6 protein-coding genes are annotated in these 16,260 nt (G+C 44.7%); all 6 read right to left on the bottom strand.

From position 1 onward, the window contains the following. Positions 1-26: 26 nt before the first annotated feature. On the bottom strand, positions 27-6,239 hold the full coding sequence (locus IFU39_RS07875) for an SDR family NAD(P)-dependent oxidoreductase (protein ID WP_192132094.1): 6,213 nt from the start codon (positions 6,237-6,239) through the stop codon (positions 27-29). Continuing rightward, entirely contained in the window at positions 6,236-10,177 is a 3,942-nt protein-coding gene (locus IFU39_RS07870; RefSeq protein ID WP_192132092.1) for a type I polyketide synthase, read from the bottom strand. The genes IFU39_RS07875 and IFU39_RS07870 overlap by 4 nt, the downstream gene beginning before the upstream one ends. A 34-nt stretch (positions 10,178-10,211) precedes the next feature. Next, positions 10,212-13,499 carry an ACP S-malonyltransferase gene (fabD, locus tag IFU39_RS07865; RefSeq protein ID WP_192132090.1) on the bottom strand — a complete coding sequence of 1,096 codons (3,288 nt, stop codon included), beginning with the start codon at positions 13,497-13,499 and terminating at the stop codon, positions 10,212-10,214. Between the two features lie 20 nt (positions 13,500-13,519). Beyond that, complete coding sequence (locus IFU39_RS07860) at positions 13,520-14,200, bottom strand: MBL fold metallo-hydrolase (protein WP_192132088.1); 681 nt, start codon at positions 14,198-14,200, stop codon at positions 13,520-13,522. Positions 14,201-14,215: 15 nt separating this feature from the next. Next, the gene (locus IFU39_RS07855; RefSeq protein WP_105598411.1) at positions 14,216-14,959 is read right to left on the bottom strand and encodes a hypothetical protein; all 744 of its coding nucleotides are present in this window, start codon (positions 14,957-14,959) and stop codon (positions 14,216-14,218) included. Between the two features lie 165 nt (positions 14,960-15,124). Beyond that, positions 15,125-15,967 (bottom strand): undecaprenyl-diphosphate phosphatase, encoded by an 843-nt coding sequence (bacA, locus tag IFU39_RS07850; RefSeq protein ID WP_223199987.1) that lies wholly within the window; start codon positions 15,965-15,967, stop codon positions 15,125-15,127. Positions 15,968-16,260: the final 293 nt, after the last annotated feature.

Below are 16,260 nucleotides of genomic sequence, written 5' to 3'. Positions count from 1 at the left end.
GATAATCCCCGCTCTTCAGACCCCTGTTATACAACCAAAGACGGTACAGCCCCCTGATAGACCATAATGGATTCTTCTTCATGCAAGATCTGCATATCCACCAAAGGCTGTTTCCTTATCAATGCAATCTGATCCAGCACACCATTCATCAGTACATTAAGAGCCTCCATCGCTTCAGGAGCTTCGATTGAACCTTGTCCTGCTTTCGCCATGCGTGTCTTATAATATTCAGAACGTACCGAACCCACACTTCCCCAATATCCCCAGTTCATCACTTTGACGGGGAAATTACAGCACTGTCTCAAAAATTGGGCGAATACATCTTTGAACGTACAGCCGGCTACGTAATTGGCCTGTCCGGCCGAATTCAAAAAGGAGTTCATGGACGAAAAAAAGAGTACAAAGTCAAGCGACTCTCCGATACACGCTTTGGCTATATTGATGCTGATGTCTACCTTGGTGGAATAAGCTTTCCGAAAAGCAGCTTCGTCCATATATTCCAGGCTACGATCCTCCAATACGATGGCTGAATGAATAAAACCATGAATGGTTTGATGATTCCGCCTAATATCTGTACATGCTTGACGCATTGCTTCCGAATCCGTTGCATCAACAGCCATGTAACAGGGCGCAGGTCCGAGCTCGCCCAGCCTTTGCAATTTCGCCTGAATATCAGCATCCAGTTTCCTTCTTCCCAGCCAGATGATCTGGGCTTTGTAATGCTGGATCATATATTCACTCCATGCCTCTCCGATTCCGCCTGCTCCCCCGATAACAACGTATACACCTCCATGGCGATAGGAATGAGACTGCCCCGAACTCACAGGGGAATATGTAACGGACGCAAGTTGTTGACGAAACCATTCGCCATGTCGGTTTACGTATGGGAATCCGTAGGAATCAGCAGACCACGAAAACAACTCGTGCATATTCTTATCGTTCAACTGATCCAAATCCACCTGTCTAACCTTCCATCCGGGTCGTTCTTTGCATAATACTCCTATAAGACCATGTATCCCGGCATGAGTGGGATCAACCGAATCAAGTGTATGAATGGCGTTTGCCTGCATTGTGATTACAGTCCATTCCATGCTCCGATTCCCATATCCGTCCTGAAGAAGTGCCTTAATTAGTCTGTACAGAAGAAACACGCCTTCTTCCTGAGCCTCAATCATTCCCTCGACATCAGGTGAGTTTCCGGTGGTTAGCGGAGATATCCACACCATATGTCGAAGGTTCATAATTGGGATCAGTTGTTCCGTGATCCGCATGATCGAATCCTGTGGATTCAAAACGATCACTTCGGCGTGAGGCAGATATTTAAGCAGCTGAGTCAAGTACGAGCTCTTCGTACCTACCAAGCATATTTCTCCCGGGAGATCGTTGAGTACACGTTCATGTTCATGTTCATGCAAGCCGATTGTCTGCTCTTTCCATGCAGGGGCCAGCATTTGTAACTCATATGTCTCCATCCCTTTAGTCTCATTGAGATTAGAAGCTTTTGGCTCAGGTCTTCTAAAACGCATTGCCCTAATAGATACCCGTACATCACCCTCTACATTAAACAAATCCATGTCATATTCGGTATCTGCGTGTACAACGGCACTGCCACTCTCCTGACGTACTCGGACATGAGCCCACATCTCTGCTTCGCAGGAGCCAAATATTTGAAGTTGCTGTATGGAGAAGGGCAACAAAGACGTATCTTGCGGCTCCTCCTGAATATTTCCCGAAGCACTGGACCAGATCCCGATGGTGGCCTGAAAAGCATTATCCAGAAGACCTGGATGAAGGGTGCCCTCCTGAAATCCATCGATAATATTCGAAGGCAGAGCAATTCTGGCCAATGCCTGATCATGACCCACTGATACAATTTTCAGACCCTGGAAGTCTGGACCATACCGCATGCCTCTTGCTGAAAAAAAGGAATAACATTGCTCTGAAGTGAGATTTTCCAGATTACAGCTGCTCAGGATTGTCTCCACTTCGCTAGTCTTGCGTACTCCACGCTTGGTAATCACAGCAGTCCCCTGGCTAAAAACCATGGTCTCTGTCCCATCCCCCTGAGACTCACTTGGAGATTGAACGGTCACCTCAATATCTCCATTAGAGGATGGATTAAGAAGGATTCGGAGCCTTCCCATACCTTGTTGAGCTACAACAGGTTGGAGCCATACCAGCTTTTGGAGGTTAATTTGTTCATCCTCTCTGGGTTGAGCAGCCATCATGACAGCGGCCCTGATCAACTCAATATGTGCTGAGGCAGGCAATACATTATATCCGTTTATTTCGTGATCCCGAAAAAAGGATTCCTGACCCGTAAATTCAAATTCGTAGCGGTATGACCGAAAATCCGATCTGTTTTCCAGCTTCATCATGAATCTGTTATCCATTCCCGACCGATGAGCTCCAGCGTTTTCTATACGGTTGACTGGATTAGGAAGCCAGTGCCGTGTCTCTGCAAACGGATAAGTCGGGATGGAGATTTTCCGTTGCCCTTCACTTTTATCCATTGAAGACCAATCAATCCTGTTACCGGTTACCCAGAGCTGAGCAAGTTTATGGAGTTCTGCTTCCATCATGGAATCCTGATCTGTGGATGGATGATTGTAAGTTATAACATGTTCATCTTGGAGGGATTTGCGCTTGGATACGCTCCCTTGCCAACATCGATATAGATCTGCCTGACCTGCAACAAACCGCTCAAGCATGTCTACGGCATCCGTGATGCTCGAACTCACCAATGCAAGTCTTTCCTCCATCTCTTCCCTGCCCGTTTGCATTGTAAATGCAACATCAGCTAGGGTAATCCCATCCGTTTGACTCAGAAATTCAACGATTCGCTTCGCATATGCTTTCAATCGATCCCTGTTCTTTGCAGAAACGATGAGTAACTGGGGGCGATTGGATATATTTTGGGAACTATTGTGCTTGGTCACGTATTCGCGGATGACGATATGAGCATTGACACCTCCAAACCCAAATGAACTTACGCCCGCACTTCTGGGCAACGTGTCATGTTTGCGATTCCACGTCTGTCCTTCCTTTACGATATAAAATGGACTGTTCTTCAACTGGATGTACGGGTTAACTTCATTTAACTGCAGATTTGGCAGCAATCGGTTATGCTTCATACTGAGTAACACGTTTAGTACTCCCGCTACTCCTGCTGCTGCCTCCAGGTGCCCAATATACGTTTTTATAGTCCCCACTGCACAGTGCGGAACAGTGGAATCCGGGGATGAGCCGCTCTGCGTGCCATGCAATTCATCCCAGTTTTGAACCAGCTGGGAGAATGCTTTTTTAAGCGCATTTATCTCGATTGGATCACCCAATGGCGTCCCCGTACCATGTGCTTCAATATAATCTGCTGTCCTCGGATCAATTCCTGATCTCGACCACGCTTCAACAATGAGTTCTGCCTGTGCGTTAGGATTTGGAGACGTCAAAGTGTTGGCATGTCCCCCATGATTTATAGCCGTTGCCTGAATTACTCCATAGATATGGTCTCCATCCGCTTCCGCTTTGGACAACGGTTTAAGCAGCAATGCCCCACTACCCTCACCACGAACGTACCCATCAGCACCTTGATCAAAGGTTTTACAGCGACCATCCACACTGAGCATGCCTGCCTGATTAAAAGCAATCATCAGCTGTGGACTTGCGATAACACTAATGCCTCCGGCAACTGCCAGTTCACATTCTCCGTTGTGTATCGATTCCACTGCCCGATGAATGGCGACCAGCGAACCGGAACAGGCTGTATCCACGGGTTCACTAGGTCCATGCAGATTTAGAAGATATGAAATTCGGTTAGCCAGAATGGAATGAAATATGCCCAACGCTGTATGTGCCTCGGTAGGAATGCCTGCTTGATGCATCAAATCATAATAATCTGAACTAACCACCCCGACAAACATGCCTGTTTTACTCCCAGACAAATCGGATGGCCTGTAACCAGCATCTTCAATGGCTTCCCATACGGTTTGCAAATAAATGCGCTGTCTCGGGTCCATCAACCCCGCTTCATGAGGCGAAATTCCAAAAAACGAAGCATCAAATTGATCAATGGCTTTCATAAATCCGCCCCATTTGATGTTGGTTTTATTAACTTCCTTTATTGGGTCCCCGTAATATTGATGCCAATCCCAGCGTTCAGGAGGGATTTCGGAAATAAAGGTTTTTCCGGAAACCAAGTTCTCCCATAGTTGATCCATACTCTCGGATTGAGGCATATGAGCGCCTATTCCAATAATGGCAATGGGTTCTTTATTGCTCCTATGGACATCAACAGGCTCACTTGCGTTCTCATTTGTTTCATCAGCACTGACCGTATGTGAAGTCTGCATTTCGGGTTCATCGTGTCCCCCACTCATTCCATGATATCGGGCAATGTCTTCGCCATAAGCTCCGCTCAGGTAGGTTGCAAAGGTCCTTAAAGTCGCATATTCAAACACAACAGGAGGCGTCAGATCAATGCTATATGTTGCGTTAAGTCGATTGACAAAATCAGTCGTTGAAATGGAATCAAATCCATAGTCGCTCTTATCCGCATCCAGATCCAGTTCCTGTATGTCAACACTAAGAATCTTAGAGGATATGGTCAAAATGACCTCTGAAACCCTTTCTAGTAGAACTTCTTCATTTATGCTGTTCTGCAACAACACATCCTTTTTCGGAGGATCCACATCTGCAAACGATGTTTTCTCGTGTACCTTCTGAAATTTGGCCGCATCCCCGCCAACAATTACCAGCTGATTTTCCTTACAATGGAAAGCATCTTCAAAAGCATGTATGGCATGTTCGCTGGATATCGCTGAAATCCCGAGCGTATTCTCCAAAAAAAGGCGATGAGTTGGATCTACTCCCATCCCCGCTTCCGACCATAGAGGCCAATTCAGAGAGATCGTCTGACCAGAACGTAACCCCTCTTTGTTCAAACGATCCCGTTGACGGCAAAAACCGTCCATAAAGCCATTGGCAAAGGCATAGTCACATTGTCCAGCGTTGCCCAGAACGGACATGACGGAAGAGCAAACGATGAAAAAGTCCAACTGTTCATGACAAGAAGCTTCGTCCAGCCAAACCGTTCCGTATACTTTAGGAGCGATAACAGCATCCATGTCCACTTTATTTTTGGATTGAAGCATGGAGTCTCTCAATACGCCAGCGCAATGAATCACACCATGAATACCCCCAAATCTGGCTTTGCACTCACGGATGAGATTAAAAGCGGACTCACGTTGCGATACATCCGCCGGGATATACACTATTTCAGCTCCGAACTTCCCTAGATCATGCAATTGTTGTTCCTGATCCCTACTCAGAATGGAGCGTCCGGATAAAACAATGACTCGAGCGGATTTGGCAAGCAAGGAGGCAAACTTTAGACCGATGCCGCCCATCCCACCTGTGATCAAATACACGCCTTCTTTGTTCCAATCCACTTGTGAATATTCTCTTTTCGGCAACGATACCAATCTTTTTACATAACGCCGATTGTCCCAATAACGAACCTCTACCGCTTGGTCCCGAGCTTCCAGCTCCTGTTTGATGAGTTGTAACATATCGATTGGTTCATTTCCCATGTCCAATGTACGACATGTCCATTGCGGGTGTTCCCATGTTACACTGCGCATGAAACTGCTTACGGCTTCACTTGCCGGTTCTTCTTTATGATCGCTGGAATAAACATATAAAAGATGTATTTTCTTTTTGTCAGCACATTTCGCCAGCCATTGGCATGTATAAAATAAGGCGTACACGCCCTGGGCAAGCTGTTTACTCAGCAGCGTCCCTCCATCTTCCGAAAGCACGGCACCATTCCATCCATGAACGACAGTATCAGGTATCCACTGTAATTCGGACAGTCGGTTGAATAAACGCTCGTAATCCTCTTCATGTTCCGGACGGACTACGAATGTATCAGCATCCTGCTCGATGAATTGATTTCCTTGTATCACACGAATGATGGAAGCACTCTCATCCCATTGCCCCATATTTTCTTCACCAGTAACAAATAACAGAAGTCTCTCACTTTTGAAAACCGTACGTTGAAGGTCTTGAATTTCCCAGGATGGATACAGATACGTATTCTGCTGTATGTTTTTTTCATTGGAAGCCGAATTATCATGCCGCTCTATTTCCTGTATAAGCTGATAGGCTATCTCTGATGAGAGACGTCGTCCCTTCACCATTTCAAGAATCTGATCCAGTGATAACATCTGATCTTTTCTCATCGTTCCTCCATATAAGTTAAGACATCAATGGGTTCAACCTCTCCGGCTTCCAATCTTTGCAAAAGTGTTTTCAGTGAGTCCTTCGCATGGCGCTTTTTGTCCTGAACCTGTCTTACCGTAAAATCACGCATCTCCATGCATATTTGTTCCTGTTTATTAAGCAAGACAATATCAAACTTGAACGCTTTTCCCCCTTGTGTACTCTGCTGCCTAACATACACACTTCCCTTGTCGGGAAGCCGATTCAACCATTTGACCGTACCTATGGAATAGGGCATACAAAGACTAGAGCTTACCTTTTGGACAAGTAACATCGCTGTCTGCAAAGCACTGTCCATCGTTACAGGATGAAGCGTGTAGGCATGTGACTGTTCATCACAAGGGAGTGGGAGCGCAAAGCTGGCAATAGCCTCATCTTCACTCACCCAACAATCCGTTATGGATTGAAAGGATGGACCGTAGACGAGAAGACTCTTTTCAAGCGTGCGATATACTCCTGGAACAGGGTCAACACACCTTCTTCTAATCGCATCCATATCACGTTTAACTCCGTATTCAGTGCCTTGTCGCAAGACTTGTTTATTGCCTTCTATTTTTATTTCATACAACGTTCCTTGCCCGTGAATTCGTCTGGAGTTTGAATCATCGCCGGTCCATACGTGAAAATGAACTTTCCCCTCAGCTCTTGACAAAGAAATATTTACTTCAACAGGATGCTCCATAACCGTCAGGGGTCTTGACCACACCACTTCACCAAAACCAGTAACCTCCTGGATTCCTGCCTTCTGCGCAGCGGCCAATGCCATTTCCAAATAAGCCACACCTGGTAAAGTCCGTTTACCATCTACGATATGATCATTCAGAAAAAATTCTTTGCCAGTAAACAGCGTTTGGTACTTGAATTCATCCAAGGTTGAGGTATTCCAGCCAGTCATCGGGTGTAAAGCTGGATCTATCCCCTTCCCCTGTGGACGCGGAAGCTTATGTACATCCATAACCGATGGATTAGCCAGGGTATTGTTATTGTCATGTAATCGATGTATTACAGACTCGAAACGCTGAGTCGGCAGGGCACACTTGTTAAATGTTCCTGAAGGGAACCATAGGTCCCACCTCACATTCACGCCATGGAGCCATAACTGACCGAGGATATTCCAGACGTCATATCCAGCTTCATCCTCTTTTAAAGCAAGTTTCAGCGTATCAGGTGAGACAGATTGAAATACTCCGATGTCGATGATCTTGATGTCTGACGAAATTTTCCCCAGATCAACCCGGCTTTCTTGTGTTTGATGCAGCCATTGCTCAACATTTCCAATTTCGGGCAGGTTATCGTTTCGGTCATATAACGGTTTTTCGTTTTGGTCCGTATGCATCTGTTGCTGTTTCAGGTTCATGGATTGGGCAACCGCCTTATAATCCACATTGGAATCCAAAACAAGTTGGGCGATCATTTCAGGAAGTAAGATGTGATCGTCCATCAGATCCAATATTTGTTCGAATCGTGGATCGGGCTCAGTCATGATCGTCAAATCCCATTTGCGATTCAACCTCCGCAGTGAATGAGCCACAGCTGTAACGATAATGAACAACTGTTGAGTGGAAAGCTCCGTAACCATCAAGACATCAAGAGGCTTCCCAAGCAACTCTTCCAAATCCCAATCGTCCCCACTTACTTTACCTAGAAGATTCGACCATTCATCTATATACTTTCTGAAGGTGAACTGATGAGAGATGAGTGATTGACCCTTAGTTAGATAATATTGAACCTGTTCGTTATCACTGACCATTGGATATTCCAATCGATCATCTTGTCTGTTCCCAGAGCCCACACTTTCAACTAGTGTGCCACCCAACAAGTGACGAAGATAGGCCTCGTTAAAAGAAACCGGATACAAAATGTCTTGCAATGTGGGATCATAATAGGGAATACACGGACGATGGAGTTTAAAGATGTTAGCTTCATTTCCCCCTGCAAGCCTCAAAAGAATTTGTTCTGGCACAATCATCTGGTTTACCCCAAGAACTGCCCACATCCCTGCACGTTCCCCTGTCATCCATTCCACTTTTAAGCCCGCATCAAGTAAACATCGAAGGACGGCGTATCCAGCAATGAACTGACAGCATGGAAGTGTCTCTTCTTCCCATGGTTCATTGTAGAACATCCGCCGATAATGATCGGCAAGCGGACGATCAGCAATTTGATCCAGTAAGGATTGAACGATGTCATCCACGTGCGGTAAATCACGGGTTAACATGCTAAATTGCTCATAGTTTATATAGGAAAAGTTCCCCACTCTTATTGCCCACTTTTGCTGTTTTGGCATGAAAGGACGACTTGATTCCGAATGCAACTCTTCCTTCAACTGCTGTAAGTTGTCTGCCATCACAGCATAACGATAAGGAAAAGCCACTCTTCCCGTGAATAATGTTCCACTAATATCACGCAGCGTACAATCTTCAAACTCGGGTGTGAGCGAGAATGCTCTCCACGATTCAAGCTGTTTTTCCAAATGCCATTTTGATTTTCCAGATAGCGTGAACAGCTGAGAACGGGCTGCTGCTGCATCATCCTTCTGTTTGTTCGAGGGTGCAGCGCACCACTGTTCAATCACCAGATGTGCGTTGACCCCACCAAAACCGAAAGAGCTTATGCCCGCTCTTAAAGGCAAACCTTCGCCAGCACTGTTCCAATCCGTTAGAGCCCTTGTCACTTCAAAAGGAGTACTCTTAAAATCTATGATCGGATTAGGTTCGTTAAAATGAAGGTTGGCAGGTATTTTACCATGTTTCATCATCATGATCACTTTCACAATACCAGCCATGCCCGCAGCGCTCTCCAAGTGGCCAATATTGGTTTTTACCGAGCCAATCCGACAGAATTGGGCTCGGGAAGTATAGGCAGCAAATGCATTTTTAAGCGCTTCAATTTCAATCGGATCTCCCAACGACGTTCCCGTTCCATGTGCCTCAATATAAGTGACCATTTCCGGGGAAATATCTGCATCCTGATAAGCAGCCAAGATGACGTCTTGTTGTGCCTTCATGCTCGGAGCAGTTATGGATGCGCTTCTTCCACCATGATTGCAGGCAGATCCTTTGATAATCCCGTAGATATGATTGCCTTCCGCTAAAGCATCTTCAAGCCTTTGAAGCAACAGTACGCCTGCTCCATCCCCTGGTACATAACCATTGGCTTCCTTATCAAAGGTCTTACAACGCCCATCCGGACTTAACATTCTTGACTTGGAAAATGAAATAAACTTCCAGGGATGCAAATTTAGATTTACACAGGCAGCCAAGGCGTAATTGCACTCTTTTCGTTGCAGGGCTTGTTTGGCTTCATGCACGGCTACTAATGAAGATGCACAAGCTGCATTTACCGATATACTCGCGCCCTTGAGGTCCATGACGTAAGAAATTCGATTGGCAAGAATACTTTCATAATTTCCAAGACAAGCGTAGCTATCTATCTCCAATTCGGGAAGGCAAGCCATTTGGCGGTGATCTACTGTCATTACTCCGGCATAAACGGAAGTGATCTGATTCTGTAACCTTTGAAGCGAAATCCCGGAATCCTCTATGCATTGCCAGGATACTTCAAGTATCATTCGTTGCTGAGGATCCATATTTTTGGCCTCTCGGGGAGAGATACTAAAAAAGCGGTGGTCAAAAGAATACACATCATCCAGCAGACCGCACCATTTTCCAATACTCTTATTAGGGGCGTCAATATCTTGAGAATAGAACTTTGATACATCCCATCGATCTGGGGTAACCTCCCTGACGGAATCCACACCATTCGCAAGATTATCCCAAAACGTCGTATAATGATTAGCCTGCGGAAACCTGCACGCCATACCGACGATCACAATATCCGTAAGGCTCATTTCCGGATTACTATCGGATGTTGATTTCGTGTCCTTCTTTTGTCGCATCATCACACCCCCCTGTCCCTAACCATGCTAAAAGTTAGTTCGTCTCAACCTGCACAGCCAATTGCTTCAATCGTTCCTGTAAAACCAAAGCCGTATCTTCCATCAACTTTATGCCCACTTCAGCTACACGACGGTTTCTCCAGTCCTCGAGATTTGTGCCTTTCACCCATTGATTAAAAGCTCCCAAGGCTGGACCACAGTGGATTTGATAATCGACCTGATGACCTGCTGTTCCTTCCATTGCAAGCCTTGTACTGTGGGCAAAATACCACTTAAACACCAAGGCCATTTTGTACTTGGGATTCTGCTCGGCTTTCTGTATTTCCTCGGAAGATCTATATTGAACAACCTGGCGGTATACTTCATCAAAGGTTTTTTTGAAATATTTGTTTTCCAGCTGCTGTTTGTTTTTTTCGCTAATGTCATTCAAAGAATCATGCTGCCGATATAAATCATAAAGCTTGTTCGCTCTCGCGGGGAAAAATACACCTTTGCGAAGAACCTGTACCTTGGCTCCAATCTCAAACATATCTCCAGCAGGGGCATATTCCGTGTCGTGAATGTTCATATCCTGTAGTAAATCCTTGGCAGCATCGCTAGTAGCTGCTTCAACCGTGCATTGATTGATTGAACCTGTTACGATAAAATCCGCTCCGAGCAAAAATGCTGCTGCTGCTGCTTCAGGTGTACCAATACCACCGGCAGCACCAATGCGAACTTCTTTCGAATAACCGTACTTTTCCATCATCGTATTGCGAAGACGAACCATGGCAGGCAGCATGACATACGCCACACCCGCATCTGTATGTCCACCCGAATCAGCCTCAAGGCACAGATCCTCTGCAATGGGTACTTTTTTCAGGAGTTCTGCCTGAACAGATGTAATCTTGTTTTCCTTCAACATCTTCTCAACCATGAATTCCGGAGCGGGGCTTAAAAATGCTTCAGCCACTTCTGGTCTGGATACTTTGGCAATAATGCGATTCGTTGTGGATACTCGCCCGTCTGAAGAACGCTTCAGTCCATGGGCACGGTACTTGATTAATGCCGGAGTAACACCCATGAAGGCAGAAGCCTCTACTGTATTTACACCTTTACGTAGTAATAAGTTAACTTGTTCTTCTTCTCGTTCAGGATGAGTCATTTGATGAAGAAGATTTAACCCATACGCCTGTCCATCCTGCAAATGGTGTTGTATATAATCGATTCCTTCTTCGATCTGCTTCAGGCTTAACCCCCCTGTGCCCAAAAAGCCCATCATTCCTGATTGCCCCACTTTAACAACCATCTCCGCCGAAGCAATGCCTCTGTACATTGCACCTGTCAAATAGGCCAATTTCAAATTATAGTCCTTTTTGAAGGGTTTCGAGCCAAGAGACTCGGCCAGTCGAGTTCCTTGGCTGCCAGATTGTAAAACGGATGATATTGGAGTATCGGGGTGAACTGCTGACGATAACGGTTGGACAGACATGTCATCAGGACGATATACGATGGGTCCGCACTCTGTCTGAATCTTTGTAACCAGCTTAGTCAGCACGTTGCCTGGACCGATCTCTTCTATTGTGTTTACGCCCATGCCCATCAGAACCCTTACCGTTTCACACCAGCGAACCGGATGTGTAATTTGGTGCACCAAATTGGCATGAATTTCATTTGTACGGTAGGGCTGCGCTGTATAATTTGAGATGACGGTCATCGTTGGAGCGGAAAATGTATAATGCTGGAGGTGCTGATCGAATTGTTTGGCTGATTCCTCCATATAACGGGAATGAAATGCCCCGCTGACCCTGAGAGGGATATACATTTGTGCACCGTTTTGCTCAAAAATCGGTTTGGCCTGATCAATGATTTCTTGAGGCCCTGCCAAAACAATTTGGGTCGGAGAGTTCAGATTGGCGATATCCAGTTGATGCAGTCCAAATCGTTGAAGGATTGTCTTCAATGCACTCTCGGTTAAACCGATAACCGCGGCCATCCCCCCTTTAGGGGCCCTGCTCATGATTTCTCCTCTTTTATGTACAAGCTTCAATCCTGTAGCAAAATCAAATACGTCTGCGGCAAAAAGCGCATTGTATTCTCCCAGACTGTGGCCTGAAACCAAGCATGGCTTTCTGCCCATTTCCTTGATTTTATGTAGATACATCATGGCATTAACAACAAACAAAGCCGGCTGTGTATATTCTGTCAGGCTCAATTGCTGAGACCGATCGTACAAGCACAGTTCCTGAATGGAAAATCCAAGAATATCATCCGCCTGCCGAGTCAACTCTGGAAACTGCTCAAATAATCCTTCACCCATGCCCAACTTCTGTGATCCCTGCCCTGGAAATACATATGCCCACAAAGGTTCATCCCCTCCAGTTTCATTCGAATTGGCGTAACGACTAATGATCTGTTCCACATGTTTTGCATCCTGATGGAAGGGAGTCATGGTTATATATGTTCGTTCCTTCCTGTGGCTAATCTGATTTACGAGGCTGGAAAGTGTACCCGAAGGCCCCAAATCCAGAAATATACTATTCGGTTTCTCTTCTTTTATATGGGTTAACGCGCGAGAAAATAGGATCGGTTCCTTGACAACTTGCCAAAAATGATCGGTAGATACCTTGGTCACAGATTGTCCCGTCAAACTGGAGACAAGCGGGGTCGTGGGAGCATGATATGACTGCTTGTCCAGATAGGCTAAGTACTCTTTGGCCGCAGGATCGATATAGGCTGAATGAAAGCCATGAGTCACAGGCAATCTGACATAAGTAATCCCCTGACTTTTCAGCCAATCCTCTGCTTTTGTAACCCCTTTCATACTTCCAGAGATCACTAGATGATTTGATGAATTCACAGCAACAAGCTCGCACTCTGCATGCAGCTCCAGATTGGTATCATAGACTTCACGACTATGCAATACAGCAAGCATGCTTCCTGGAATACATGTCTTGTGAATGATTTCAGCTTGTCTATAAACCGCTTCGAGTCCCGCCTTGGGAGTTATTACGTTGGATACAGCCGCTGCGGCAAACTCCCCTAAACTGGTGCCCACAACGGTTGTAGGCATGACACCGCTCTCCATTAACGTTCTGGCAAGCGCGTATTCCAACATATAAATGGCCGGATGTGTAACTAGAGTTTCATTGAAATCATCAGGATAAGACGGATTGGAATCATATAATTCCTGTATAATGGATTTGCCGCCGATGTCTTGAACCCAACGATCCATCTGCAACATCCATTGGCGAAATACCGGATAATTCTGGTATAGTTCCTTTCCCGCCTGAAGATATTGTGAACCCTGACCGGAGAACATAAAAACAATATTTTCCTTCACAAGTCACACCCCTTGTTCCTTCACACAAAACTTTTGGCATCCGGCTGATTCTTACGCATACGAAAAGCGATAAACTGTTCTTCATCCGAAATATTAAAATATATGTTTCTCTCAAGCAGCATCTGAAGTGTCTGACCCGGTTCAACGCCAAATGAATGTGCAGGGTATACCCTGACGGAAGGATGTATTTGTTGCCGTATTTTTTGCAAACTCTGATACATCGCACCTGGATCTCCTCCGCGTTCGGGGCATATGCCACATCCCTCTGCAAACAGAGTATCTCCTGTAAAAATATGATTTGTTAATGAATAACATATAGAACCTGGCGTATGTCCTGGGGTGCTTATACAGGATATCAGTGTATTGCCTATTAAAACGGCATCTCGATCCTTTACAGGCTTCAAATTCTTACAGTGGTACTTAAAAAAATCAATTTCCGCTCCCCCCATATAAACCCGAGGATTAAAACGTTCGAGCAATGCTCCTACAAGATGAACATGATCCGCATGGGAATGTGTCAACAGGATGTGTGTGAGTTTGGTCTGCTCAGCTTCCAGGGAATCCAGAATGGCTTCAAGGTCCCAGGAAGGATCAATTACCGCTGCCTCCTGAGTCGCTTCATCAACGACGATATAGCTATAATTAATGAATGCTTCATAACTGGATTTAATAGAAATAACCTTGTATTCACTGGTTGTCATAAGAAGTTCCCCTTGTTAAACAAATGAAATGATCATATACAAACACGCAAAACCAACGATAAGTATAAACGGAGTATCTATGGTATGAGGTGAGAATGCCTCAGCCAGAGTTACAGCTATAGGAAGAATTAGCAGTGCAACAACTAATTGTGGAACAGTAAAACTGCTTGCAAACACCAAAAGGATCAACACTGCTGATAGAAACACACATAAACTGCCTTCGATACTTCTCGTAAACTTTTTCTTCGAAAACAAGGCATGAACGCGATATTTATGTTTCCCAAAGCGAATACCGATCGGTTCGGCAAGCCCGTCCCCTAGTCCATTGATGATAACGGGAATAAAGGCCAGCGTGCCATAACCTATGCTTTGAAAATACAGAAAGCATGGTGCCAGAACGACGTAGCCGGCAATTAATTGCGTATTCATCCATAGCAAAGTATGAGGACGATCTTCGGGACGGTCAAAAGAAGCAAACATGCGTTGAACCAATACACTTTTCTCGCGAATTGGCTTAATATAAATGAGCATGATAACGCAGTTCATCAGCATTCCGACGATAAAAATGGGCCCGGTATACCCTGTACTGGAACTCACGATCATTTCAATAGCTAACGGTGTAATAAATGACATGAAATGAACAATTTTACGAGCATAATTCACACGCAACTGATATTTGAGTACAATCGTTCCGATCAAAAATTGGATTCCGTACAGTATGACAAACATGATGCTTTGCTTTATGATGAATGCCGTCATATTTTGCGCTCCCACCCCAGTAGATGAATGTCCCTTTGATAACCACTTATTTCCAAAAAATAAAAGGGAGTCTTTCCTTTTCAATGTGATTTATAAAAACACTGATCATGGATAAGACTCCTGCGACGGTTAATTTATTCACATGTAATAGATAATAAGAATGCTTTAGTTAAGCAAAAAGATCCAAAAAGCGGCTGCCAATACAAAACGATAGATTGCAAAAGGAATCAGTTTAATCCGGTTAATTAACTTCAGGAAAAATTTAACTGCAATCATGGCTACAATAAAAGCAGTCACAAACCCTGTAATAAATAAGGGAAGATCATCAACCGACAGATAATCCCAGCTCTCGTATAGATCCTTCAGTGAAGCACCGAACATAATAGGAAGCGCCATTATAAACGTGAATTCCGAGGCAGTTTTGTGACTCATGCCTGCTAGCAAACCTCCCGATAGCGTGGCACCCATTCTCGAAAAACCGGGAACAAGTGCAAAGCACTGGAACAGACCTACGATTAAAGCCTGCCGGTAAGTGACTTGATCCAATGTTTCTGCAGCCGGCTTTTTGGGTTTGAATATCTCGGCTGCAATCATCAGAATCCCGCCAAGGATTAACGTTACAACCACCGTTTGAGCACTGAACAAAACCTCTTTTATGTAATCGTAAAAAAATACGCCCCCAATACCAAAAGGGATAACACCAATAATGATATGAAGAAGTGTTAATTTTTCCTTAGCTTTGTTTGCTTTCCGATCTTCTCCAACATGGATGCCAAGGATGCTGAGAATTCGTTTCCAGAACAGAAAAGCCACAGCCAGGATTGAACCGAGTTGGATTACAATCTCGAATGTCGAAGCACGTACAGTACCCTCGAAACCTAGCAAATGCCCCACCAGAATCAAATGACCTGTGGATGACACTGGGGCGAATTCCGTAAGTCCTTCCACTATTCCCAGTATAAGCCCGATAATAATATCCACTAATTTTCCTCCAAATTCTAAATGAATTATAATTTATCACAGTATTCACTTACATAAAAAGCCATATTAAGTCAAGTCTTTACACTAGAATAGCCCCTCTCCAAAACTCTTAAACAAAATGGTAATTGATGCATCAAATTTTGTCAATAAATCCAAACAATAAATTTTATTTGTTTTTATTCCATGTTTCTACACCATCTGGTTCATTCTGAAATTGGCTTAATTCGCTCCTACCATAAGTATGTTATCCTCCTCCCCTTTATACTAAATACTAAATTTTTTTGATCTATGAAAATTGTTTTTGGATCACTCGGCTTTTC

The organism is Paenibacillus sp. CFBP 13594 (assembly GCF_014842675.1).
GTDB classification, from domain to species: domain Bacteria; phylum Bacillota; class Bacilli; order Paenibacillales; family Paenibacillaceae; genus Paenibacillus; species Paenibacillus amylolyticus_B.
Note: the sequence above shows the minus strand (reverse complement) of the source record. Positions and strands in the feature narration are given on the sequence as shown.